The sequence below is a fragment of the Falsiroseomonas sp. HW251 genome, from assembly GCF_050563545.1.
Lineage (GTDB): Bacteria > Pseudomonadota > Alphaproteobacteria > Acetobacterales > Acetobacteraceae > Falsiroseomonas.
This window is the reverse complement of the sequence record NZ_JBNXUM010000006.1, coordinates 175248-199458: the sequence shown is the minus strand read 5'-3', so window position 1 is coordinate 199458 and position 24211 is coordinate 175248. Positions and strand designations below refer to the sequence as shown.

Below are 24211 nucleotides of genomic sequence, written 5' to 3'. Positions count from 1 at the left end.
TGGACAAGGCGCGGCCTGCGCATACTTCCCACGCGTGCCCAGCAACCCCGAGAGCGACACACCCCCGCCCGCGCCGCTGCCCGCCGCGCTGAAGGTGCTTCTCCGGCCGCTCGTACGGCTGATGGTGGCGCATGGGGTGACGCTGCCGACCATGGTCGGCATGCTGAAGGAGCTCTACGTCGAGGTCGCCGCGCGCCATTTCCGCCTTGGCGGCCGCGAAGCCTCGGACAGCCGCGTCAGCCTGCTCACGGGCGTCCACCGCAAGGATGTCCGCGCGATCCGGGAGAGGGCGCGGCCCGTCTCCCTTCCGCGGGGCGGCGGGCTGGGTGCGACCGTCCTGGGGCGATGGCTCGGTGATCCCGCGCTGGCCAGGCCTGGTGGGCGCCCTCTGCCGATCAGCCGCGCCCGTTTCGACGAGCTGGTCGCCAGCGTTTCCACCGACGTCCGTCCGCGCACCGTGCTCGACGAGTTGCTGCGCCTCGGCTTGGTCGCCTGGGACGAGACGGCGGACGAGCTTCGGCTGCTGGCCGATGCCTATGTCCCGACCGCTGTCCAGGCCGGCGCCGCAGGCGAGGAGGCGCTGCGCTTCTTCCGCGACAACCTGCACGACCACATCGCCGCAGCGACCGCCAACCTCCTTGCTGGCCCGGGAGAGCGCCGGTTCCTCGAACGGGCCGTGTTCTACAACCGTCTTCGCGCGGAGGATGTGGAGCGTCTGGAGCAGGAGGCGCGCACCCTCGGTCTCGCGGCGCTGCGGCACCTGAACAGCCTGGCGCTGGAACGGCAGCAGGCCGCGCGCGGGGCGCCGGAGGCGACGGAGCGGTTCCGCTTCGGCATCTTCTTCTTTCGCGAGACGTCGCCCGGGGAGGCGCCGCCCGATACCCCTGGGGAGACCCGATGACCCGCCGTCGCGACGCGCTCCGCGCCATCCCAGCCCTCACCCTGCTGGCGGCCGGCTGCGCCCCGGTCGCGCGCCGCTTCGCCGGTGGCGATGAAGAGGGTGGCATCGGCGGCACCGGCATCTTCGGCACGGTGACGGCCCTCGGTAGCCTGCAGGTGAACGGGCTGCTGGTCGAGACGGGTGCCGGCACGCGGATCGAGACGCTCACCGGCGGCCCCGTGCTGCCGGGCGACACGGTGGCGGTGGAGGCGGCGCGCGCGGAAGGCCGGCTGGTCGCGCGGGGCGTCACGGCGTTCCACCCCGTCATGGGGCCGATCGGGGCGCTGCCGGACAGCGGGCTCTCGGTGCTCGGCACCTCGGTCGCCGTCGAGCCCGGCGTGCCGGTGCGGGCGGCCGATGGCAGCGTGCTGCCGGCCGCGGTCCTGCGGCCGGGCCAGATGGTGGCGGTCAGCGGCTTGTGGCGCGGCGATTCGGTGGTGGCGACCGCCCTTCGCCTGGTGGAGCCGGCCTCGGGCGCTGTCTTGCGCGGCCAGCTTCGTCGGCGCGGCCTGGCCTGGCAGGTCGGCGGGACGCAGCTGCTGTTCCGCGGCCTAATGCCCAACCTGCCGGAGGAGGGCTTCGTGACGGTCCGCGGCGCGGCGCGGCCGGAGGGGCTTGTCGTGGAAAGCCTGGAGGAGCAGCCGCTGATGGTCTTCTCACGCCGGATCGACGCCCTCTCGGTCGAGGGCTTCGGCGCCGTCAACCGCGGCGCGCCCGGCTTTCACCTCGCCGGCTTCGGCCTCCCGCTCGACCCGACCAGCCCTGCCGTGCCACCGCCAGGCGAGCGGTGGCTCCTCCTCGGCCAGCGTGGAGCCACCTTCCGGGTCGCCGAGGGCCTGGCGCTGCCGGCGGACCCGGCGCGCCGCGCGGCGCTGCTGGAAGGGCCGGAAGCGTCGGCGTTGATCCGGCGCTGGCTTGCCGCCGCCTGACGCCGCAGGCGTGGTCGCGCCGACCATGCCGGCGCGCCGCCATCCCCGCTCTCGTCGACGGGCGCCGACAACGGCAACGCGCGGCTTCGCTGCCGCGGGCTTCCGTAGCGGGTGGCGACTTAGCGCCCTCCTTCAAGCAGGACCGAGATCCGGTCGACCAGTGCATGCGTGTCGATGGGCTTGCGGAGAAGCGAGAAGCTGCCGCTGATTGCACCGCCAACGGCGAGCTCGGCCATGTCGGTGGCGAACCCCGTCAGCAGGATCGCCGGCAGTCCTGGTCGGCGGCGCTGCGTTTCCCGGATCAATGCCACTCCGTCCATGCGGGGCATCGAGAGATCGGAAACGAGGACGTCGACGGTTGTGCCGGCATCCAGCAGCTCCAGGGCCTCCGGCCCGGAGCCGACGGATACGGTGCCGAAGCCCGCCGCGGCGAGACTCTCCACGGTGATCTCCCGGACCAGCGCCTCGTCATCGACGACCATCACGCACGCGCGCCGCGGGCTATTCGCCGGGAGTGCCTCGTTTCCCCAGCCGGGTGCAACAGGCGACCCGACCAGGTCTGCGACCGGAAACCAGAGCCGAACGGTGGTGCCGGCGCCGGCCGCGCTCTCTATCGCCAGGGCGCCGCCCGACTGCTCCGCGAAGCCGCGCGCCATGGCAAGGCCGAGTCCCGTGCCCTTTCCCAGCGCCTTCGTCGTGAAGAACGGCTCTCCGACGCGCGCCAGCGTGAGCGCATCCATGCCCTCGCCGGTGTCCGAAACGGAGAGGCGCACATAGGCGCCGGGCCGCAGTGCCGGCGGGTGCGCCACCGCGACGGCATCCGCCTTCACCATCTCGGCCACCGCCGAGAGCGTGATCGTACCGCGTCCCGCCATGGCGTCGCGCGCATTCGTGGCGAGGTTGATGAGCACCGTCTCCAGCTGCCCCTTGTCTGCCAGCATCGGCGGCACGTAGGGGGGCAGCTGCACGCGCACCTCGAGCCCGCCGCCGAGCGTGTGCGCGAGGATCTCACGCATGCCGGTGAGGAGGTCCGCGACATCCACGGGCTCCGCGCGGATGTCGCCGCGGCGCGCAAAGGACAGCAGGCGGCGCGTGATCGCAGCGCCGCGCGCCGCGGCATCCGCAACCATGCCTGCCAGGCGCTGAACACGCGAGGAGTCGGCCGACTGTCCCTGGATCAGCCGAGCACCGCCCTGCACGGCTTGCAGGACGTTGTTGAAGTCATGCGCGATGCCTCCGGCGAGCTGGCCGAGTGCTTCCACCCGCCGCACCTGCGACAGGCGGGCCTGCACCTCCTCCCGCGCCGCGACTTCCCGCGCGACCCGCGCCTCAAGCTCCTCGTTCCACTGCCGCAGCGCGGACTCGCTCGCGCGCAGCTCTGCCTCCGTCCGCCAGCGCGCGATGGCGATGCCCGCGAGCGACGTGGCGGTTTCGACGAGCCCGGGATCCCTGGGCGTCGGATCCCCAGGCCTCGGAAAGTAGATCGCGAAGACGCCGAGCACGCGGCCATCCGGACCGCAGATCGGCGTGGACCGGACCGCTCGCAAGCCGCAGGACAGCATCAGCTTCCGCCATGCCGCGCTGTAGCGGTCCTCCCTCGCGATGTCGGGCACGACGACGGCGCGACCCTCATGCGCCGCCTCACCGCAACTGCCGAGGTAGGGGGGCGTGCTTGCCACGCCGTCTAGCGCCACATGGAAAGCCTCGGGCAGCGAAGGGCCGCCACCGCGGCGGAAGTGGGCGCCGTCTTCCGAGACGACGAGGACACCGCAGCGGACATCAGGCTCGCGCGCCTCGATCAGCAGCATCAGGGCATCGAGCGTGTCACCCAGCGGTGCGCCGGAGGCGACCATTTCCGCGATCCGCGCCTGGCTGCGCGCCTGCTCCTCCGCCGCCCGCCGCTCCGTCACGTCGATGCAGGTGCCGATCCATTCCAGGACGGCCCCGGTCTCGTCACGCACCGGCACGCCGCGTGCGACCACCCGTCGCCACGCCCCGTCAGCCCGCCGCAGATCGTACTCCACTTCATAGGTCGTCCCACTCGCGACCGCTCCGCGCCAAGCCTCCGCCACGGCGCGGCGATCGGCGGACCAGATCGCATCCATCCAGCCGACGCCGAGCGTCGCCGCGGTGTCCTGCCCCGTGTAGCGCTCCCAGTGGGGGATTGGCTCGTCGACTTCCCCGGCAGCACTCATCCGCCAGACCACCTGGGCCGAGGCTTCGAGGAACGAACGGTAGCGTGTCTCGCTTCGGCGGAGCGCCGTCTCGCTCGCGCGCAGGGCACTCTCCGCACGCACGCGATCGGTCACGTCGTAGCCGCCGACGAAGATTCCCGCGACCCGCCCCGCGTCGTCGCGCACGGGCTCGAACAGGAGATCGACCGAGCGCTCGCCATCGGGGCGATCCAGACTGACCGGCATGGCTCGCGCCGCGAAGGGCTCGCCGGTGCGGTAGACCTTGTCGAGCAGTTCGTAGATGCCCTGATCGGCGATCTCGGGAAACACCTCGCGCACGGTGCGGCCGATGAACTCCCGCTGGCCCGCGATCTCGACATAGGCTTCGTTGACGTACTGGTAGCGGTGCTCGGGACCGCTCAGCAGGGCGACAAAGCCCGGCATCTGGCGCAGCATCAGCCGCTGCCGCTCACGCTCGGTCGCCGCCTGGCGACCTGCCATCGCTGTCGCGGTGGTCTCGGAGCAGGCGCAGAACACGCCTTCGACGCGACCGCTGTCGCCGCGCACGGGTGTGTAGGAAAACGCGAAGTGCGCCTCCTCGGGATAGCCATTGCGGTGCAGCACGAACGCGATGTCGTCCATGTGCGTCGCCTCGCCGGCGAAGGCGCGCTCCAGGATCGGGCCGGCCTCGTCGATGATGTCGAACCAGACCGTGGCGAAGGGCGCGCCCATTGCGGCGGGGTGCCGCGCGCCGCAGATCGCGGAGTAGGCGTCGTTGTAGAGCATGGTGCGGGTCGCGCCCCACGCAACGAACATCGGCTGCCGGGACCCGAGCATGACTGATATCAAGGTCTTCAACGGACCCGGCCAGGATTTCGGTGGCCCGAGCGGGGTGGCCGCCCAGTCGACCCCACGCATGACCTCGCCCGTGGCACCGCCGCCCGACATGAACCCAGGCGGGCGCAAGACCGGAGCTCGACGAACGGCCCTCCTAGCCCTGTGCGTGCCGGGTTGGGTCGCGGCAGAGGGCCGCGAGGAAGCAAGGCGATGCATGGCGGTCGATCTAACATGTCCGCGAGCGGCCAATGCCTGAAATCGGCGTATGAATGCGGCTTACACTCACTACAAACCGGCGCGGTACAAACCGGCGCGGTTATCAGAGCGCGTACAAGATCAACTTTACGTAGAGCCAGCAAGCCAGCGCCATCCACGGCTTGCGCATCGACCATCGTTGTAGAGTAAAAGAGGCGCTGGCGCGCCACTGTCGACCGACCCGCCAGCGCGACCGTAACGTCCATGAACGCGAGCGCCGGACCAGAACGGGGAACATGCGCCTGACGATATCAGCGCCGTCCCGCAAGTCTCGTGGCCGCCCCGCGCAACGCCGTGCAGCAGTGGCGGCGCCCTCCGCGATCAACGTGCACAGAACGACCCTTCCACGGAATCCGTCCGATGCAGCCGAACGCTGACCTTATTGCCCCGCCCAATGGCGCCGGGGCCCATCTGCACGCGAACGGCGCCGGCGCAGACCCCGACCTGCAGCTCACCGACCTTCTGAGCGCCTTGCAGGCGGTGCGCGTCGGCGACTTCTCCGTCCGGCTGCCCGGCGACAAGACCGGCATTGCGGGCAAGGTCGCGGACGCCTTCAACGAGATCGTCGCCGCCAACCAGCGCATGGCGCAGCAGCTCGAGCAGGTCGGCCATGTCGTCGGGCGGGAAGGCGAGACCGGCAAGCGCGTGCGCTTCGGCTCCTCCGATGGTGCCTGGGGCGAGATGGAAGCCTCGGTCAATACGCTGATCGACGATCTGCTCTGGCCGACGGCGGCGGTGACGCGCGCCGTGACGGCGGTGGCGAAGGGAGACCTGCTGCAGAGCGTGCCCCTGGAGGTCGGAGGGCGTCCGCTGAAGGGCGAGTTCCTCCGTTCCGCCTCCATCGTGAACACGATGATCGAGCAGCTCGGCGTCTTCACCTCTGAAGTGACGCGCGTCGCGCGGGAGGTCGGTACGGACGGCAAGCTCGGCGGCCAGGCGCAGGTGCGCGAGGTCACGGGCGTCTGGAAGGACCTGACGGAATCCGTCAACTCCATGGCATCCAACCTTACGGCCCAGGTACGCAACATCGCGGAGGTCACGATCGCCGTCGCCAACGGCGACCTGTCGAAGAAGATTACCGTGGACGTGCGGGGCGAGATCCTGCAGCTGAAGGAAGCCATCAACACGATGGTGGACCAGCTCCGCTCCTTCGCCTCCGAAGTCACGCGCGTCGCGAAGGAAGTGGGCACGGAAGGCAAGCTCGGCGGCCAGGCGCTGGTGCCTGGCGTCGCGGGCACCTGGAAGGACCTGACGGATTCCGTCAACGCGATGTGCGGCAACCTCACGGCGCAGGTCCGCAACATCGCCCAGGTCACGACGGCGGTCGCGCGCGGCGACCTCAGCCGCAAGATCACGGTGGACGTCCGCGGCGAGATCCTGGAGCTCAAGGACACCATCAACACGATGGTCGATCAGCTGAACGGCTTCGCCTCGGAGGTCACGCGCGTCGCGCGCGAGGTCGGCACGGACGGACGGCTCGGCGGCCAGGCGCAGGTGCCTGGCGTCGCCGGCACCTGGAAGGACCTGACCGACAGCGTGAACTCGATGGCCGGCAACCTGACGGCGCAGGTGCGCAACATCGCGGAGGTCGCGACGGCCATCGCCGGCGGCGACCTCAGCCGCAAGATCACCGTCAACGTCTCAGGCGAGATCCTTCAGCTCAAGGAAACCATGAACACCATGGTGGACCAGCTGAACGCCTTCGCCGGCGAGGTGACGCGCGTCGCGCGCGAGGTCGGCACGGATGGACGGCTCGGCGGCCAGGCCAACGTGCTCGGCGTCGCCGGCACCTGGAAAGACCTTACGGAGTCGGTGAACTCCATGGCGTCCAACCTGACGGCGCAGGTGCGCAACATCGCCGAGGTCTCGACCGCCATCGCCAACGGCGACCTCTCGAAGAAGATCACCGTCGATGTGCGCGGCGAAATTCTTCAGCTGAAGGAGACCATCAATACGACGGTGGACCAGCTGAACGCCTTCGCCTCCGAAGTGACGCGCGTCGCGCGCGAAGTCGGCACGGAAGGCAAGCTTGGCGGCCAGGCACAGGTGAAGGGCGTCGCCGGCACCTGGAAGGACTTGACGGACAGCGTCAATTCGATGGCCTCGAACCTCACAGGTCAGGTCCGAAACATCGCGGAGGTCGCGACAGCGGTCGCGCGTGGCGACCTGTCGAAGAAGATCACCGTGAACGTCTCCGGCGAGATCCTGCAGCTGAAGGAGACCATCAACACGATGGTCGACCAGCTCAACGCCTTCGCCGGCGAGGTGACGCGCGTGGCGCGCGAAGTCGGCACCGATGGGCGTCTCGGCGGGCAAGCCGCGGTGCCGGGCGTGGCTGGCACATGGAAGGACCTGACGGAGTCCGTGAACTCCATGGCGTCCAACCTTACAGGCCAGGTCCGCAACATCGCCGAGGTCGCGACCGCCATCGCGAATGGCGACCTCAGCCGGAAGATCACCGTCGACGTGCGCGGCGAGATCCTTCAGCTGAAGGAAACGCTGAACACGATGGTGGACCAGCTCAACCGCTTCGCCGGCGAGGTGACGCGCGTCGCGCGCGAGGTCGGCACCGAGGGCCGCCTAGGCGGCCAGGCGAATGTGCCGGGCGTTGCCGGCACCTGGAAGGACCTGACGGACAACGTCAATTCGATGGCCGGCAACCTGACCGGCCAGGTCCGCAACATCGCCGAGGTCACGACCGCCGTGGCGCGCGGCGATCTCAGCCGCAAGATCACCGTCGACGTGAAGGGGGAAATCCTCGAGCTGAAGAACACCATCAACACGATGGTGGACCAGCTCAATGCGTTCGCCGGCGAGGTGACCCGCGTCGCGCGTGAGGTGGGGACGGAAGGCAAGCTCGGCGGCCAGGCCGTCGTGCCCGGTGTCGCCGGGACCTGGAAGGACCTGACGGACAACGTCAACTTCATGGCGTCGAACCTGACAGGCCAGGTCCGCAACATCGCCGAGGTCGCCACCGCCATTGCCGGCGGCGACCTTTCCAAGAAGATCACCGTGGACGTGCGCGGCGAGATCCTGCAGCTCAAGGAGACCATCAACACGATGGTCGAGCAGCTTCGCTCCTTCGCCGGCGAGGTGACGCGCGTCGCGCGCGAGGTCGGCACGGAAGGACGCCTCGGCGGCCAGGCCGTGGTGCCCGGCGTGGCCGGGACCTGGAAGGACCTGACGGACAACGTCAACCTGCTGGCCGGCAACCTCACGACCCAGGTCCGCAACATCGCCGAGGTCACGACAGCCGTTGCGCGCGGCGACCTCAGCCGCAAGATCACCGTCGACGTGAAGGGTGAGATCCTGGAGCTCAAGAACACCATCAACACGATGGTGGATCAGCTCAACGCCTTCGCCTCGGAGGTGACGCGCGTCGCGCGCGAAGTCGGCACCGAAGGCAAGCTCGGGGGTCAGGCGCTGGTGCCGGGCGTGGCCGGCACCTGGAAGGACCTGACCGACACCGTGAACTTCATGGCGTCGAACCTGACGGAGCAGGTGCGCGGCATCGTCAAGGTGGTGACTGCCGTCGCGAACGGCGACCTCAAGCAGAAGCTCACCGTGAACTCGAAGGGCGAGGTCGCCGCCCTGGCCGAGACCATCAACAACATGACCGACACGCTCGCCACCTTTGCCGATCAGGTGACGACGGTGGCGCGCGAGGTTGGCGTCGAAGGCCGCCTCGGCGGCCAGGCGAATGTGCCGGGTGCGGCCGGCACCTGGAAGGACCTGACCGGCAACGTGAACCTGCTGGCGGCCAACCTGACGACGCAGGTGCGCGCCATCGCGGAGGTCGCGACCGCGGTGACGAAGGGCGACCTGACCCGGTCGATCCAGGTCGACGCCCGCGGCGAGGTCGCGGAGCTCAAGGACAACATCAACACGATGATCGACAATCTGCGGCTCACCACGGACCGCAACACGGAGCAGGACTGGCTGAAGACGAACCTGGCGCGCTTCACCAGCATGCTGCAGGGCCAGCGCGACCTCGCCACGGTCGGGCGCATGCTGCTGTCGGAGCTCGCGCCACTGGTCAACGCCCAACAGGGCGTGATCTACCAGATTGAGACCGACCCGCTGCCGGGCCTGCGGCTGCTCTCGGCCTATGCCGATGACGAGGTGCCGGGTCATCCCGCCCGTCTGCGCATCGGGGAAGGGCTGGTGGGCCAGTGCGCCGCGGATGCGAGGCGTATGGTGATCACCGAAGTGCCGTCCGAGGTCGTCCCCATCCGCTCCGCAATGTTCCGTGCCGCTCCGCGCAGCGTCATCGTCCTGCCGGTGCTCTTCGAGGGCCAGGTTAAGGCGGTGATCGAGCTTGCCTCGCTGGGATCCTTCACGGGGCTGCAGATGTCCTTCCTGGAGCAGCTGACCGCCAGCATCGGCATCGTGCTGAACTCCATCGAGGCAACGATGCAGACCGAGGGCCTGCTGACGCAGTCGCAGCAGCTCGCCGGCGAGCTGCAGGCCCAGCAACGTGAGCTTCAGCAGACCAACGAGCAGCTGGAGCAGAAGGCGCAGCAGCTGGCCGAGCGCAACGTGGAAGTGGAACGCAAGAACCAGGAAATCGAGCAGGCCCGCCGCGCTCTGGAGGAAAAGGCGACCGAGCTCGCGCTCACCTCGAAGTACAAGTCCGAGTTCCTGGCGAACATGTCGCACGAGCTGCGCACGCCGCTGAACTCCATCCTGATCCTCGGCCAGCAGCTCGCCGACAACGCGGACGGCAACCTTTCGAACCGGCAGGTGGAGTTCGCGCGCACCATCCACGGCGCGGGCACCGACCTGCTGAACCTCATCAGCGACATCCTCGACCTCTCGAAGATCGAATCCGGGACCGTCTCGGTGGACGCCGAAGAGATCTACTTCGCCAACCTGCTCGACATGGTCGCGCGCCCCTTCCGCCACGAGGCGGAGAGCCGCGGCCTTTCCTTCGACGTCCAGCTCGACAACAGGCTGGGCCGCAGCATGATCACCGACTCGAAGCGCCTGCAGCAGGTGCTGAAGAACCTGCTATCCAATGCCTTCAAGTTCACGGAGAGCGGCCGCGTGAAGCTGGCGGTCACCGCGGTCACGGAGGGTTGGAGCCCCGAGCATCCCGTCCTGCGCCACGCCCCGACCGCCGTCGCCTTCGAGGTGACGGACACCGGTATCGGCATCCCGCCGGAGAAGCAGAAGATCATTTTCGAGGCCTTCCAGCAGGCCGACGCCTCGACCAGCCGCAAATATGGCGGTACCGGCCTCGGCCTGGCGATCAGCCGAGAGCTGGCGAATCTGCTTGGCGGCGAGATCCAGCTGCGCAGCGCGCCGAACGTTGGCAGCACCTTCACGCTGTTCCTGCCCCTCAAATACGCCGGCGCGTCGGCCGCCACACTCGTCCCGCCGCCCGCGGCGCCACAGACCGAAATGCGCAGCCTCGGCAACCGGCTGCTGACCGAGCGCCCGCTCGAGATCGTGCCGGACGACCGCGAGGCGATCGCGCCGGGCGACAGCACGATCCTGATCGTGGAGGACGATCCGCACTATGCGCGCGTCGTGGCCGACCTCGCGCGGGACAGCGGCTTCAAGGTGCTGGTGTCGGCGCGCGGGGCGGATGCGCTGGCGCTGGCCCGGGAATACCGCCCGACCGCGATCTCGCTCGACGTCTTCCTGCCCGACATGCTCGGCTGGACCGTGCTCAGCCAACTCAAGCAGGATCCGGATACGCGTCACATCCCCGTGCAGATCGTGACGCTCGAGGAGGATTGGCGGCACGGCCTGGCACGCGGCGCCTTCGCCTTCGTCACGAAGCCTACCACTACCCAGGGGCTCGTCAGCGCGCTTGCGCGCATCAAGGCCTTCGCGGAGCCGCGCCGCAAGCGGCTGCTTGTCGTGGAGGACAACCCCGCCGAGCAACTCAGCATCGCCGAGCTGCTGGGGCACGACGACGTGGACATCTCCATCGTCGCCACCGGCGCGGAGGCATTGGAGGCGTTGCTGCGCGACCCCGCGGACTGCATGGTGCTCGACCTGCGCCTGCCCGACATGTCTGGTTTCGAGGTACTTGAGAGGATTGCGGCGGAGCAATCCCTGCGCGACCTGCCGGTCGTGGTGTTCACGGGCCGGGAACTGTCGCCGGAGGAAGATGCACGCCTGCACAGCGTCGCCCGCAGCGTCGTCGTGAAGGGCGTTGAGTCGCCGGAGCGCCTGCTGGACGAGACGGCGCTTTTCCTGCACCGCGTCGTCTCGAATCTGCCGCCGGAGAAGCAACGCATGCTCGAGCGGCTGCACAGCTCCGACGAAGACCTGATCGGCCGGACCGTGCTGCTGGTGGACGACGACGCGCGCAACATCTTCGCGCTTTCGAGCGTCCTCGAGCGGCGCGGAATGCGGGTGTTGACCGCGACCACCGGTAGCGAGGCGATCAACCTGATCGAATCGGTCGCGAGCGTCGCAATCGTGCTGATGGACATCATGATGCCCGGCATGGACGGCTACGAGACGATGCAGGTGATCCGGGCCAACCCGCGCTTCCGGCGCCTGCCGATCGTGGCGCTCACCGCCAAGGCCATGAAAGGCGATCGCGAGAAGTGCCTGGAGGCTGGCGCCTCCGATTACCTGGCCAAGCCGGTCAACACGGAGCAGCTTCTCTCCGCTCTGCGCATGTGGCTGCACCGTTAGGGTGGGAAGGGTGCATCCCGTGAGCCCGGAAGAGCCGGTCAACATCCTGCTCGTCGACGACCAGCCGGCGAAGCTGCTCAGCTACGAAGCGATCCTCAGCGAGCTTGGCGAGAACCTGATCCGCGCCGGCTCGGCGCGGGCGGCACTGGAGTACCTGCTGCGCACTGACGTCGCCGTCATCCTGATCGACGTGGTGATGCCCGATCTCGACGGCTTCGAGCTCGCGACGATGATCCGCGAGCATCCACGCTTCGAGCGGACGGCGATCATTTTCGTCTCCGCGGTCCATATGACGGATCTCGACCGGCTTCGCGGTTATGAGGTCGGGGCAGTGGACTATCTGCAGGTGCCGGTCGTGCCGGACCTCCTGCGTGCGAAGGTGCGCGTTTTCGTCGAGCTCTACCGCAAGACGCGCCAGCTCGAGCGGCTGAACCAGGAGCTCGAGCAGCGCGTGGCGGAACGCACCGCGGAACTCGAGGCCTCCACGGCCAGGTTGCGCGAAAGCGAGCAGCGCCGCAGCCTTGCGCTCGCGGCCGGCCGCATGGGGTCCTGGGAGTGGGACCTGGAGGCCGGCGTACAGACCTGGGACGAGGGCCAGCACCGGATCTTCGGCGTCGAGCCCGGCAGTTTCGTGCCGCGTCAGGATGCGGTCTTCGCGATGGTGCACCCCGAAGACCGGGTCCGGCTGCGGGATCTTGCATCCGAAGCGGCGGCGCTTGGACAGAGCTATGACGCGGAATTCCGGATCGTGCGGCGAGACGGATCGCTGCGCTGGTGCGTGACGGGCGCGGCTCCCACCGTGGGCGCCGACGGCCGCGTCTCCCGCATCAGCGGCGTCACGCTCGACATCACCGAGCGCAAGACGACGGAAACCGCGCTGCGCGAGAGCGAGGAGCGGCTCCGCATCGCGCAGGAGACCAGCGGCATCGGCATCTGGGACTGGGACCTGACCGGCGAGCGGATAATCTGGATTGGCGACGTCTATCGCACCTGGGGCCTCGACCAGGGTGTGGTGGAGGCACCGGCAAAGGTTTTCGCACGCGTGGTACATCCGGATGACCAGGGACGTGTCTGGTCGGCCATTGAAGCCGCGCTTCGCGGCGAAGCCACCTACCAGGCGGAATTCCGCATCGTTCAGGCCGACGGGTCCGTCCGCTGGCTCGTCGGCAAGGGCGAAGTGATCCGCGACGTCACCGGCCGCCCGGTGCGGATGATTGGCACCGATAACGACATAACGGAGCGCAAGCAGGCGGCCGAAGTGCTGGCCAAGACAAATGCCGAGCTGGAACACCGGGTCGAGGAGCGCACGCGCGAGCGCGAAGCCGCTCTCGCGCAGGTGCACGAGATGCAGAAGATGGAAAGTCTCGGCAAGCTGACCGGCGGCGTCGCGCACGACTTCAACAACCTGCTGATGGCGGTCCTCGGGAATCTCAGCCTGCTGCGCAAGCGACTGCCGGCGGACCCCCGGCTGACGAAGCTGCTCGATGGCGCCGTTCAGGGCGCGGAACGCGGCGCGACTCTGACGAAGCGGATGCTGGCCTTCGCCCGCCGGCAGGAACTCAAGCCCGAGACCGTGGACGTCGCGCGACTGGTGGACGGCATGGCGGAGCTGCTGCGTCGGTCGCTCGGACCCGTTGTGGACATCGTGACCGGCGACCTTGGCGCACTGCCTGCCATCCGCGTCGATCCCAATCAGCTGGAGCTCGCGCTGCTCAATCTTGCGGTCAATGCGCGCGACGCGATGCCGCTTGGCGGCCGCCTCAGCATAACCGGACATTCGGTGGAGCAGGCGGACGGCGCCTTGCCGGATCTCGCGCCTGGCAGCTATGTCTGTGTCGCTGTTTCCGACACCGGGCTTGGCATGGATGAGCTGACGCTCAAACATGCGACGGAGCCGTTCTTCACCACCAAGGGGGTCGGCAAGGGAACCGGACTCGGCCTTTCCATGGTGCATGGCCTCGCCGCCCAGTCAGGCGGCGCGATGCGCATCGCAAGCGCCCCGGGCGCAGGCACGACGGTGGAGCTCTGGTTTCCGATTGCGGACCAGTCCACGAGCAGCGTGCCGGAGCCGCTTTCCGGAGATTTCGGCACGGTCGTTCCTGCCGGCCGGTCCTGCAATGTTCTTGTCGTCGACGACGACCCCCTCATCAGCAGCGGCACGGTCGCGATGCTGGAGGATCTTGGCCATACTGCCACGGAGGCGCATTCCGCGCAGCGCGCACTGGAGATGCTGGAATCGGATCCGGTCTTCGACATCGTCGTGACGGACCACGCCATGCCGGCCATGACGGGCGTCACGCTCGCCAACGAAATCCGCAAGCGATGGCCGCAGATCCCGGTGCTCCTTGCGACCGGCTATGCCGACTTGCCGGAGGGCGAGGCGATCGCCCTGCCCCGGCTCTCGAAGCCGTACCGGCAGGAGGAGCTGGCAATCCAGATCGCGCAGCTTGTCAGGCAAGAACCAAGGTCGAACATCGTGCCGATCGAGGCCGCACGGCGGGCCTGACGGTTCGGATGCGGGTGCACTCTCTCCTCCAGGCGGGACTTCGCGGCACGATCTCGCCCAGAGACTTTCGTTCCCGGGTTGCTATCGCTGCTGCGATCATTGCTCGCACGACCGGCTTTTCCTCGACGGCGCAGCTCGCTGAACCCCAGGTTTGGCCGGGGTTGCGTCGAGACCTGGACGGTGCGACATCGTTACCTCCCAGCTTTTCATCCACTTGATCCGATTGCGTTCTCGCGCGCCGATAGCCACATGAGTTCGGGAATCGCACCGCTCGCCGGCCGGGATTTCGTCGAACTCACGGATCCCGAGCACTCGGTCGAGCGCTATATCCTGGTCCTGAAAGGACATCGCACATCTTGGCAAAGCTTCCCCCTCTCCCGCCGGCAGCCCGCGCGCCGCAGGGCGGTCACAATGCGGCCGCCGGCAAGGCCAACCCCAAGGATGCCCGCGCCGGCGGCAAGAATGGCGGCAACCTCAAACAGGGCGGCGTCGGCAAGGCGTCGGTCGGCAACCGCAAGCAGGGCGATCGCTGATCGGCCCGGCACCTCGCCGCCCTCAGCAGCAACGAGGACCAATGTCCGAGATCGACCGCGTCTTCGCCCGCTTCCGCGACGACAAATCCCCCACCGCCGAGCGCCGCGAGGTCCGCACCGTGCCCCAGCGGGGCACCCGTGGCAGCAGGACCGTCGAAGTCGTGCATGTCCGCTCCGGCTCACCCGGTCGCGCCCCTGAACAGGCCAAGCCGCCCTCCTTCGGGGTCCGGGCCGCGTCCTGGGACGATGGCTTCCCCGCCCGCGACGCGCCGCCCGCGTTCCCCGACGCGCCGAAGCCCGCGGTCGCCGCGGCGGTCGCACCGACCTTCCACGTGATGCCGCCGAGGTCGCCGTCGGTGCCTCCGGCCGAAGCAGCACCTGCCGTTCCTGACCCGGAGCCTGTTGCGCCAGCCCGCCGCGGCCGAGGACGACCCCGCAAGCAAGCGGGCGTAGCACTGGCGAGGCGCGTCGCCGATCCGTTCGATGCCAACGATGACGGCGCCAACTGCCTGCGTTGCGGCTACCTGGTTGACCCGGCGCGCGAGCGGCGCGGGCTGATGACCTGCGCAGCGTGCGGCTAGGGCCCGGCGACGAAGGGCGCGAGAGCTCGGCCCGCGCCTTGCCCCGCCACATTCCACCCCGCCGTCACCCGATACCTCCGTTGGGAGTTGGCAGGATATTCGGCCCGGTGCCCCTAGACGGTGTTGTTCCCAGCGCCTGCCGCTGCTCCATTCCGGCCCAGTCGGATCATCTTCCTCCCGGTATGATCGGTCGCCGCGGTCGCGCGGATGTGGCGTTTCGCACGCCGAGCCGCGGCCGCGCGCCTTGATGAACGGCGCCCTAGCCGCCATCATTCCCCAAGGGGCCGGCGCTGGGCCGGTCGCTGCGGAGAAAAAATGATGGCCTGGAAGACCCCCAAGATCGTCGAGGTTTCGCTCGCGCTCGAGATCAACAGCTACGCCTGCGCCGAGATCGACTGACGCCACACGCTCGGGGCAGGACTGCATGCTCCGGGCGATCGTGCTCGGCGCCGGCGCCGGCGGCGGGTTTCCCCAATGGAATTCCGCCGGCCCCGGCTGCCTGCGCTCGCGCGCCGGCGATCCCGCCGCCCCGCCCCGCAGCCAGGCCAGCCTTGCCGTCTCCGCCGATGGCGAACGCTGGCTAATCGTCAATGCCAGCCCCGACCTCCGCCAGCAGATCGCGGCCACCCCCGCGCTGCACCCGCGCCCCGGCGCGCTCCGCAACTCCCCGATCGCCGCGATCCTGCTGACCGGCGCCGAGGTGGACACCATCGCAGGCCTGCTGCACCTGCGCGAACGCCAGGCCTTCGCGCTGCTCGGCACGCCGCAGAGCCTGGCGGTGCTGGACGAGAACTCGATCTTCCGTGCCCTGAACCCCGATTTCGTCACGCGCCGCGCCATCGCGCCGGGCGACAAACTCGACCTGCTCGGCATCTCCGTCGCGATCCACGCCGTGCCGGGCAAGGTGCCGCTCTTCGCCGAGGGCGAGGGCGATCCCGGCATCGCTGACCAGGGCGAGACGATCGGCGTCGCGCTGTCGGCCGGCGGCGGCACGCTGCACTACATCCCGGGCTGCGCGGCGATGACGCCGGCCTTGCGCATACGCCTTGCCGGCGCGGCCTGCGTACTGTTCGACGGCACACTCTTCACGGACGACGAGATGATCCGCCTCGGCGCCGGGCCGAAGACCGGGCGCCGCATGGGACACTTGCCGATGACAGGGCCGGGTTCGACGCTGGAGGCCTTCGCCGGGCTCGACGTCGCGCGCCGCGTCTTCGTGCATGTCAACAACACGAACCCGGCCCTGCTCGCCGACAGCGAGGAGCGCGCGATCCTCGCCGCCGCCGGCTGGGAGGTGGCGGAGGACGGCATGGAGATGACGCTGTGACGCTGCTCCCGCCCGACGGGCTCGAGGCCGCGCTGCGCGCCATCGGCGAGGAGCGCTACCACATCCTGCATCCCTTCCATCACCTGCTGCATGGCGGGCGGCTGACGAAGGGGCAGGTCCAGGCCTGGGCGCTGAACCGCTACTACTATCAGGCCTCGATACCCGCGAAGGACGCGTCGCTGCTGGCCCGCCTGCCGACGCCCGGGCTGCGCCGCGAATGGCGCCGGCGCCTGGTGGACCACGATGGCGACGGCACCCATCCCGGCGGGGTGGAGCGCTGGCTCGCGCTGACCGATGGGCTCGGGCTCGACCGCGGCTACGTCGTCTCGCTGCAAGGGCTGCTGCCGGCGACGCGCTTCGCCGTGGACGCCTATGTGCGCTTCGTGCGGGAGAAGTCGCTGCTGGAGGCGATCGCCTCCTCGCTGACCGAGATGTTCTCGCCCGACATCATCTCCCAGCGCGTATCCGGCATGCTGCGCAACTACGACTTCGTCACCGCGGAGACGCTGGCCTATTTCACGCCGCGGCTGACGCAGGCGCCGCAGGACGTCGCCTTCGCGCTGGACTATGTGAAGCGCCACGCCGACACCGCGGAGAAGCAGGGCCAGGTGCTGGCCGCGCTGCGCTTCAAATGCGACCTGCTCTGGGCGCAGCTGGACGCGCTGCACTTTGCCTATGTCGCGCCCGCGCTGCCGCCGCCGGGCGCCTTCCGGCCCGATCCGTCGGTGATGCCGTGATACCGATCTCGCAGCTTGATCCCCTGCGGCCTGCGCAGCAGGCCGAGGCCGCGAATGCGGCCCGCCGCCAATGCGGCGAGCGTCACGCCGAAGGCGTGCCTTCGGCACGACGCGCAGCGCCGGCGCCTGAAGGCGAAGTGCGTCAGCACTTCACGGGTCAAATATGATCCCGCGCTTCGCGCCGGGCGTGCGGCTGCACCATGACAAGGCGCGCGAGCGCTGGGTGGTGATGGCGCCGGAACGCATGTTCGTCCCCGACGAGATCGCGCTCGAGGTGCTGCGCCTGGTGGACGGCGCGCGCGACCTCGACGCCATCGTGGACATGCTCGCCGCGAAATTCGCCGCACCGCACGAGGTCATCGCCACCGACGTCCGCGCGATGGTCGAGGACATGGTCGGGCGCGGCGCGCTGCTGGCATGACCGCGCCGCTCGCGCTGCTGGCGGAGCTCACGCATCGCTGCCCGCTGCGCTGCGCCTATTGCTCCAACCCCGTGGAGCTCGCCCGCGCCTCGGCCGAGCTCGCCACGGCGGAATGGGCGCGCGTCCTGCGCGAGGCCGCCGATCTCGGCTGCCTGCAGGTGCACCTGTCCGGCGGCGAGCCCACGGCGCGGCGCGACATCGTGGCGATCACGGCCGCGGCGCATGACGCGGGCCTCTACGCCAACCTCATCACCGCCGGCGTGCTGCTCGACGCGGCGCTGGTCGCACGGCTGAAGGAAGCCGGGCTCGATCACGTCCAGCTCTCCGTGCAGGACGCCGAGCCCGCGGGGGCCGAGCGGATCGGCGGCATGAAGGGCGCGCAGGCGCGCAAGGAGAACGCCGCGCGGCTGGTCCGGGAGGCCGGGCTGCCGCTGACGCTCAACGCCGTCGTCCACCGGCAGAACCTGCACAACCTGCCGCTGCTCGTCGACCTCGCGCTCGCCTGGGGCGCGGGGCGGCTCGAGGTCGCGCATGTCCAGTACTACGGCTGGGCGCTGGCGAACCGCGACGCGCTCCTGCCGACGCGCGAGCAGCTCGACCAGGCGACCGGGATCGTGGAGGCCGCGCGCGCGGCGCATCGCGGCCGGCTGGTGATCGACTATGTCGTGCCGGACTACCACGCTGCGCGCCCCAAGGCCTGCATGGGGGGCTGGGGCAGCCGCTTCCTCGCGGTCTCGCCGTCCGGCCGCGTGCTGCCCTGCCATGCCGCGGAGTCGATCGCGGGGATGACTTTCCCCAATATCCGCGAGACCTCGTTGCGCGACGCCTGGGAGAAGGGCGAGGCCTTCAACCGCTTCCGCGGCACGGGCTGGATGCCGCCGCCCTGCCGCGGCTGCGAGCGGGCCGAGCGCGACTGGGGCGGCTGCCGCTGCCAGGCCTTCGCGCTGACCGGCGACGCCGCAGCGACGGACCCGGCCTGCGCGCTGTCGCCCCACCACGGGCTGCTGGCAGCCGCGGTCGCCGAGGCCGGCACGGCGAGGTTCCGCTACCGGGAATTCGACTGAACCGGATTCATACCTGGTGCTTCGCAGCGCCGCCCCGCGGACGCCGAGCAACGGCCGTCCGGGCGCTCGTCCCAGATCCGTCACGAGGCAAGGGGCTCACGTCCCGCGCTCTTCTGCGTTAGCGTCGGGTCATGGTGGGGAAGGAAGCGCCGGCGTCGAAGCCGGTTGTCCAGGGCAGGCCGAGGCTCGGCCCGCGCGGTCGCGTCGCATCGGACGCGTCGCGCGATGCGCTGCGCGCGGCGCTGGAGGCGGCGGGCCAGGCGACGCCGCGGCGCGACCTGCTGGTCGAGCAGTTGCACGCGCTCAACGACGCGGCGGGCTGCCTGCGCGAAGGCGCGATTGTCGCGCTGGCGGAGTTCCACCGCCTCGCCCCGGTCGAGGTCCTCGAGGCCGCGAGCTTCTACCACCATTTCGAGATCCTGCCCGACGACGCGCCCGCGCCGCCGCGCGCGATCATCCGCGTCTGCACCGGCCTGCCCTGCATGATGGCCGGCGGGGCGCGGCCTTCGGTGCCGCCCGGCGCGCGGGTGGTCGCCGCCCCCTGCATGGGCGCCTGCGACCGCGCGCCCGTGGCGACGACGGGCTTCGAGCCGGAAGACGCCGCGGCGCCGCCCGGCCTGGACGACTATCTCGCCCGCGGCGGCCATGCCGCGCTGCGCGCCGCGCGTGACGGCAGGCTTACGCCCGAAGCGATGCTCGGGGCGGTGGAGCGCGCGGGGCTGCGCGGCCTCGGCGGCGCCGGCTTCCCGGCGGCGCGGAAGTGGAAGCTCGCGCTGGCGCATCCGGCGCCGCGGCACCTCGTCGTCAACGCCGACGAGGGCGAACCCGGCACCTTCAAGGACCGCTTCTGCCTGGCGACCGATCCGCACCGCGTGCTGGAGGGGATGCTGCTGGCAGCGCGGGCCGTCGGCGCGGGGGAGTGCTGGATTTACCTGCGCGACGAATATCCCGACCTGCGGCGTGCGCTGATCGCTGCGATCGCCGAACTCCGCGCGGCCGATCCCGACGGCCCCGCGATCCATCTCCGCCGCGGCGCCGGCGCCTATATCTGCGGCGAGGAGACGGCGCTGCTGGAGAGCCTCGAGGGCCGCCGTGGCTGGCCCCGGCACAAGCCGCCCTTCCCCGGCGAGGCCGGACTCTTCGGCCGCCCGACCGTCGTGCACAATGTCGAGACGCTGTGGTGGCTGCCGGAGATCCTGGCGACGGATGACGGCGCCGCACGCTACGCCGCCGCGGGACGGCGCGGCGCGCAGGGCGAGCGGTTCTTCTCCGTCTCCGGCCGCGTGCGCGAGCCTGGCGTGAAGCGCGCGCCGAACGGCGTGACGGCGCGCGAGCTGATCGAGGAATTCAGCGGCGGCATGGCGGAGGGTCACCGCTTCGTCGCGTATCTGCCGGGCGGCGCCTCGGGCGGGATCCTGCCGGCCGATCTCGCTGATCTGCCGCTCGATGCCGGATCGCTCGATACGCATGGCTGCTTCGTGGGGTCGGGTGCCGTCATCGTGCTGTCGGACCGGGACGATCTGGCCGCCGTCGCGCGCAACCTGCTGGGCTTCTTCCGCGACGAGAGCTGCGGGCAATGCACGCCCTGCCGCGTCGGCACGGCGAAGGCGGCGGCGCTGCTCGAGCGGCGCGAATGGGACCGCGCGCTGCTCCGCGACCTGGCGCAGGTCATGGCGGACGGCTCGATCTGCGGGCTCGGGCAGGCCGCGATGAACCCGGTGCGGAGCCTGCTGCGCTTCTTCGGGGACAGCGTGCCATGACGCCCTTCACCCTGGACGGGCGCGACGTGCAGGCCGCGCCGGGCGAGACGATCTGGGACGTCGCGCGGCGGGTCGGCACGGAGATCCCGCATCTCTGCCACCTGCTGCGGCCGGGCTACCGCGCCGACGGCAATTGCCGCGCCTGCCTGGTGGAGGTGGAGGGCGAGCGCGTCCTCGCGGCGTCGTGCCGCCGCGCGCCGGCGCCGGGGATGGTGGTGCGGACCGCGAGCGAGCGCGCGCTGCAGGCGCGGCGCCTGGTCTTCGAATTGCTGATGGCGGACATGCCGGAAGGTCGCGCGCGCGACGACGGCGCGGGTTTCGCGACCTGGGCGGCACGGATCGGCGTGACGGCGTCGCGCTTCCCTCCGGAACCCGCGCGGCCGGCGCCCGACCTCTCGCATCCCGCCATGGCGGTCCGGCTCGACGCCTGCATCCAGTGCGGGCTGTGCGAGCGCGCCTGCCGCGAGGTGCAGCACAACGACGTCATCGGCTTCGCGCATCGCGGCATGGCGACCAGCGTCAGCTTCGACCTGCTTGATCCCATGGGCGCGTCGTCCTGCGTCGCCTGCGGCGAATGCGTGCAGGCCTGCCCGACCGGCGCGCTGCTGCCGAAATCAGTCGTGGATGCGGCCGGCCGCCGTGCCGCGCCGCCGCAGGCGGAAGTCGCCAGCGTCTGCCCGTATTGCGGCGTCGGGTGCCAGGTCGGGTTCCGCGTGCGCGACAACCGCATCGAGGAAGTCGTCGGCCGCGACGGACCGGCGAACCAGGGCCGGCTCTGCGTGAAGGGCCGCTTCGGCTTCGACTACCTGAACCACCCCGATCGCCTGACGACGCCGCTGATCCGCGTGGACGGCGCGGCGAAGGACCCCGCGGATTGCCTCGACCCGCAGCGCGCGCGGCGAAAGTTCCGCGAGGCGAGCTGGGACGAGGCGCTGGACCGCGCCGCGCAGGGGCTCGCCCGCCTCCGCGATGGACTCGGCCCGTCCGCCCTTGCGGGCTTCGGCAGCGCCAAGGGATCAAACGAGGAAGCCTATCTCTTCCAGAAGCTCGTGCGCCTGGGCTTCGGCACCAACAACGTGGATCACTGCACGCGCCTCTGCCACGCCGCCTCCGTCGCCGCGCTGCTGGAGGGTATCGGCAGCGGCGCCGTCACCGCGCCCTTCATGGCGGCAGCGCAGGCCGACCTGCTGCTCGTCATCGGCGCGCGCCCGGACGAGAACCACCCCGTCGCCGCGACCTTCCTGAAGGACGCCGCCGCGCGCGGCGCGACGCTCATCGTCATGGACCCGCGTGGCACGGGGCTCGACCGCTTCGCGACGGAGGTCGTGCGCTTCGCGCCGGGCCAGGATGTCGCGCTGCTGAACTCCATCCTGCACGTGATCGTGGCGGAGCGGCTGCACGACGCGGATTTCGTCGCCGCGCGGCTCGATGGCTTCGACGCGCTGCGCGTGCATGTCGCGGCCTATGCGCCGGAGGCCATGGAATCGCTGACCGGCGTGCCTGCCGCACAGATCCGCCGCGTCGCGCGGCTCTATGCCGGCGCGAAGGCCGCGCTGACGCTGTGGGGCATGGGCATCAGCCAGTCCGTGCACGGCACCGACAACGCGCGCGCGCTGATCGCGCTGGCGCTGCTCTGCGGCCATGTCGGGCATGAGGGCGCGGGCCTGCACCCCCTGCGCGGCCAGAACAACGTGCAGGGCGCATCGGATGCCGGGCTCATCCCGATGATGCTGCCGGACTACCACCCGACCGGCGATGCCGCCGTCCGCGGCTTCCTCGAGGAGCTGTGGGGCGGGCCGCTCGACCCGCAGCCCGGCCTGACGGTGGTCGAGATCCTGCAGGCCGCGGAACGCCGCGAGATCCGCGGCATGTACGTCATGGGCGAGAACCCCGCCATGTCCGACCCCGACGCCGCCCATGCCCGCGCCGCGCTCGCGCGCCTCGATCACCTCGTCGTGCAGGACCTGTTCCTGACGGAGACCGCGGTGCTGGCCGACGTCGTCCTGCCGGCCTCCGCCTGGCCGGAGAAGGACGGCACGGCCACCAACACAAACCGCCAGGTGCAGCTCGGCCGCGCCGCCGTCACGCCGCCCAGAGAGGCGCGGCAGGACCTGCGCATCATCCAGGACATCGCGCGGCGCCTCGGCCTGGACTGGCACTACGACCACGCGCGTGACGTCTTCGCGGAGATGGCGCGCGCCATGCCCTCCCTTGCCAACATCACCTGGGACCGGCTGGAGCGCGAGGGCAGCGTCACCTATCCCTGCCACGACGCGGACGCGCCCGGCGAGGCGATCGTCTTCCGCGACCGCTTCCCCACGACGACCGGCCGCGCGCGGCTGGTGCCGGCGGGCCTGTCGGATCCCGGCGAGATGCCGGACGCCGAGTATCCCTTCGTGCTCACGACGGGCCGCGAGCTCGAGCATTGGCACACCGGCGCGATGACGCGACGGGCCTCCGTGCTGGACGCGCTGCAGCCCTCGGCCACGGTGTCGCTGGCGCCGGAGGAACTGCGGCGGCTCGGCGTCGAAGGCGGTCAGCTCCTGCGCGTCGCGACGCGCCGCGGCGCGGTGGAGCTGGCGGCGCGCGCCGATCCCGCCCTGCCGCCGGGCCTCGCCTTCGTCCCCTTCGCCTACCGGGAAGCCGCAGCGAATTTGCTGACCGACCCGCGCCTCGATCCCGACGGGCACATACCTGGCTTCAAATACTGCGCGGCGCGGATCGAGGCGGTGTGATCAGCCCCAGGCGCGTCGGAAGAACACCACGGTCATCGCCGCGCCGAAGATGATGACGAAGCCGCGCAGCACCGGTGCGGGCAGGCGGCGCGCGACGATGGCGCCCCAATAGCCGCCGCCGATCGCGCCGAGCAGCATCGCGACCGTCTCCGGCCAGGCGACGGGACCGGACAGCGCGAAGACGACCGCCGCCACCGCGTTCGCGCCGCTCACCAGCAGGGTGCGCGCCGCGCTCATCGCGCGGACATCCACCACGCCGAGCAGCCCCCAGACCGCCATCATCATGATGCCGACGCCGCCGCCGAAATACCCGGCATAGATCGCGAGCGGCACCTGCGCCGCATAGACGGCGCCCGGCCCGATCCTGACCTGGCGCCGCAGCGCCTCGCCCAACGGCTTGCCGAAGGCGAAGGACAGCGTGCCGACCAGCAGCAGCCAGGGCAGCAGCGCGTCGAAGGCGCGCTGCGAGGTCGTCAGCAGCAGCGCCGCGCCGGCCAGCCCGCCGGCCAGGCTGATCGCCATCAGCACGCGCGCGGAGGTGCCCGCCGGCGCCTGGAAGTCGCGCCGCCAGGCCCAGGCGCTCGCGATCGTGCCGGGCAGCAGAGCGACCGTGCTCGACGCATTCGCCGCGACCGAGGGGATGCCGGTGAACACCATGGCGGGAATGCTGACGAAGGACCCGCCGCCCGCCGCCGCGTTCATCGCGCCCGCCAGCAGGCCCGCCGCGAAGAGAATCGCCAGTGCTTCCATGCCGG

General features: G+C 70.4%; 15 protein-coding genes. 13 read left to right on the top strand and 2 right to left on the bottom strand.

Annotated elements, in window-relative coordinates; translation table 11 throughout:
- Nucleotides 1-34 precede the first annotated feature (34 nt).
- Both ACLF3M_RS09440 and ACLF3M_RS09435 read left to right on the top strand, forming a co-directional pair.
- On the top strand, nucleotides 35-901 hold the full coding sequence (locus tag ACLF3M_RS09440; protein WP_430656654.1) for a DUF6502 family protein: 867 nt from the start codon (nucleotides 35-37) through the stop codon (nucleotides 899-901).
- Nucleotides 898-1869 carry a DUF5666 domain-containing protein gene (locus ACLF3M_RS09435; RefSeq protein ID WP_430656653.1) on the top strand — a complete coding sequence of 324 codons (972 nt, stop codon included), beginning with the start codon at nucleotides 898-900 and terminating at the stop codon, nucleotides 1867-1869. Before ACLF3M_RS09440 ends, ACLF3M_RS09435 begins: the two co-directional genes overlap by 4 nt.
- 119 nt (nucleotides 1870-1988) lie before the next feature.
- Here the strand turns inward: ACLF3M_RS09435 and ACLF3M_RS09430 are convergent, their stop codons facing one another.
- The gene (locus ACLF3M_RS09430; RefSeq protein WP_430656652.1) at nucleotides 1989-4991 is read right to left on the bottom strand and encodes a PAS domain-containing protein; all 3003 of its coding nucleotides are present in this window, start codon (nucleotides 4989-4991) and stop codon (nucleotides 1989-1991) included.
- A 504-nt stretch (nucleotides 4992-5495) separates the two neighbouring features.
- Between ACLF3M_RS09430 and ACLF3M_RS09425 the strand changes: the two genes are divergently transcribed.
- From ACLF3M_RS09425 to fdhF, 11 genes are all read left to right on the top strand, one after another.
- Nucleotides 5496-11792, top strand: a complete 6297-nt coding sequence (locus tag ACLF3M_RS09425; RefSeq protein ID WP_430656651.1) for a HAMP domain-containing protein — start codon at nucleotides 5496-5498, stop codon at nucleotides 11790-11792.
- Nucleotides 11793-11811: 19 nt separating this feature from the next.
- Complete coding sequence (locus tag ACLF3M_RS09420; RefSeq protein WP_430656650.1) at nucleotides 11812-14298, top strand: PAS domain-containing protein; 2487 nt, start codon at nucleotides 11812-11814, stop codon at nucleotides 14296-14298.
- 356 nt (nucleotides 14299-14654) lie between these two features.
- Nucleotides 14655-14831, top strand: coding sequence for a hypothetical protein (locus tag ACLF3M_RS09415; protein WP_430656649.1), 177 nt, complete (start codon nucleotides 14655-14657; stop codon nucleotides 14829-14831).
- 41 nt (nucleotides 14832-14872) lie between these two features.
- The gene (locus tag ACLF3M_RS09410; RefSeq protein ID WP_430656648.1) at nucleotides 14873-15412 is read left to right on the top strand and encodes a hypothetical protein; all 540 of its coding nucleotides are present in this window, start codon (nucleotides 14873-14875) and stop codon (nucleotides 15410-15412) included.
- 207 nt (nucleotides 15413-15619) lie between these two features.
- Nucleotides 15620-15811, top strand: a complete 192-nt coding sequence (pqqA, locus tag ACLF3M_RS09405; RefSeq protein WP_430656647.1) for a pyrroloquinoline quinone precursor peptide PqqA — start codon at nucleotides 15620-15622, stop codon at nucleotides 15809-15811.
- Between the two features lie 25 nt (nucleotides 15812-15836).
- Nucleotides 15837-16739, top strand: coding sequence for a pyrroloquinoline quinone biosynthesis protein PqqB (gene pqqB, locus ACLF3M_RS09400; RefSeq protein ID WP_430656646.1), 903 nt, complete (start codon nucleotides 15837-15839; stop codon nucleotides 16737-16739).
- Nucleotides 16736-17476 carry a pyrroloquinoline-quinone synthase PqqC gene (gene pqqC, locus ACLF3M_RS09395; protein WP_430656645.1) on the top strand — a complete coding sequence of 247 codons (741 nt, stop codon included), beginning with the start codon at nucleotides 16736-16738 and terminating at the stop codon, nucleotides 17474-17476. The genes pqqB and pqqC overlap by 4 nt, the downstream gene beginning before the upstream one ends.
- A gap of 163 nt (nucleotides 17477-17639) precedes the next feature.
- Nucleotides 17640-17897 carry a pyrroloquinoline quinone biosynthesis peptide chaperone PqqD gene (gene pqqD, locus ACLF3M_RS09390; protein WP_430656644.1) on the top strand — a complete coding sequence of 86 codons (258 nt, stop codon included), beginning with the start codon at nucleotides 17640-17642 and terminating at the stop codon, nucleotides 17895-17897.
- A complete protein-coding gene (pqqE, locus tag ACLF3M_RS09385; protein ID WP_430656643.1) occupies nucleotides 17894-18961 on the top strand; it encodes a pyrroloquinoline quinone biosynthesis protein PqqE in 1068 nt (355 codons plus the stop codon). The genes pqqD and pqqE overlap by 4 nt, the downstream gene beginning before the upstream one ends.
- Before the next feature lie 131 nt (nucleotides 18962-19092).
- On the top strand, nucleotides 19093-20721 hold the full coding sequence (locus tag ACLF3M_RS09380) for an NADH-ubiquinone oxidoreductase-F iron-sulfur binding region domain-containing protein (RefSeq protein WP_430656642.1): 1629 nt from the start codon (nucleotides 19093-19095) through the stop codon (nucleotides 20719-20721).
- Nucleotides 20718-23456, top strand: a complete 2739-nt coding sequence (gene fdhF, locus ACLF3M_RS09375; protein WP_430656641.1) for a formate dehydrogenase subunit alpha — start codon at nucleotides 20718-20720, stop codon at nucleotides 23454-23456. The genes ACLF3M_RS09380 and fdhF overlap by 4 nt, the downstream gene beginning before the upstream one ends.
- Here fdhF and ACLF3M_RS09370 read toward each other — a convergent pair whose 3' ends face one another.
- The gene (locus ACLF3M_RS09370; protein WP_430656640.1) at nucleotides 23457-24206 is read right to left on the bottom strand and encodes a sulfite exporter TauE/SafE family protein; all 750 of its coding nucleotides are present in this window, start codon (nucleotides 24204-24206) and stop codon (nucleotides 23457-23459) included.
- Nucleotides 24207-24211 lie beyond the last annotated feature (5 nt).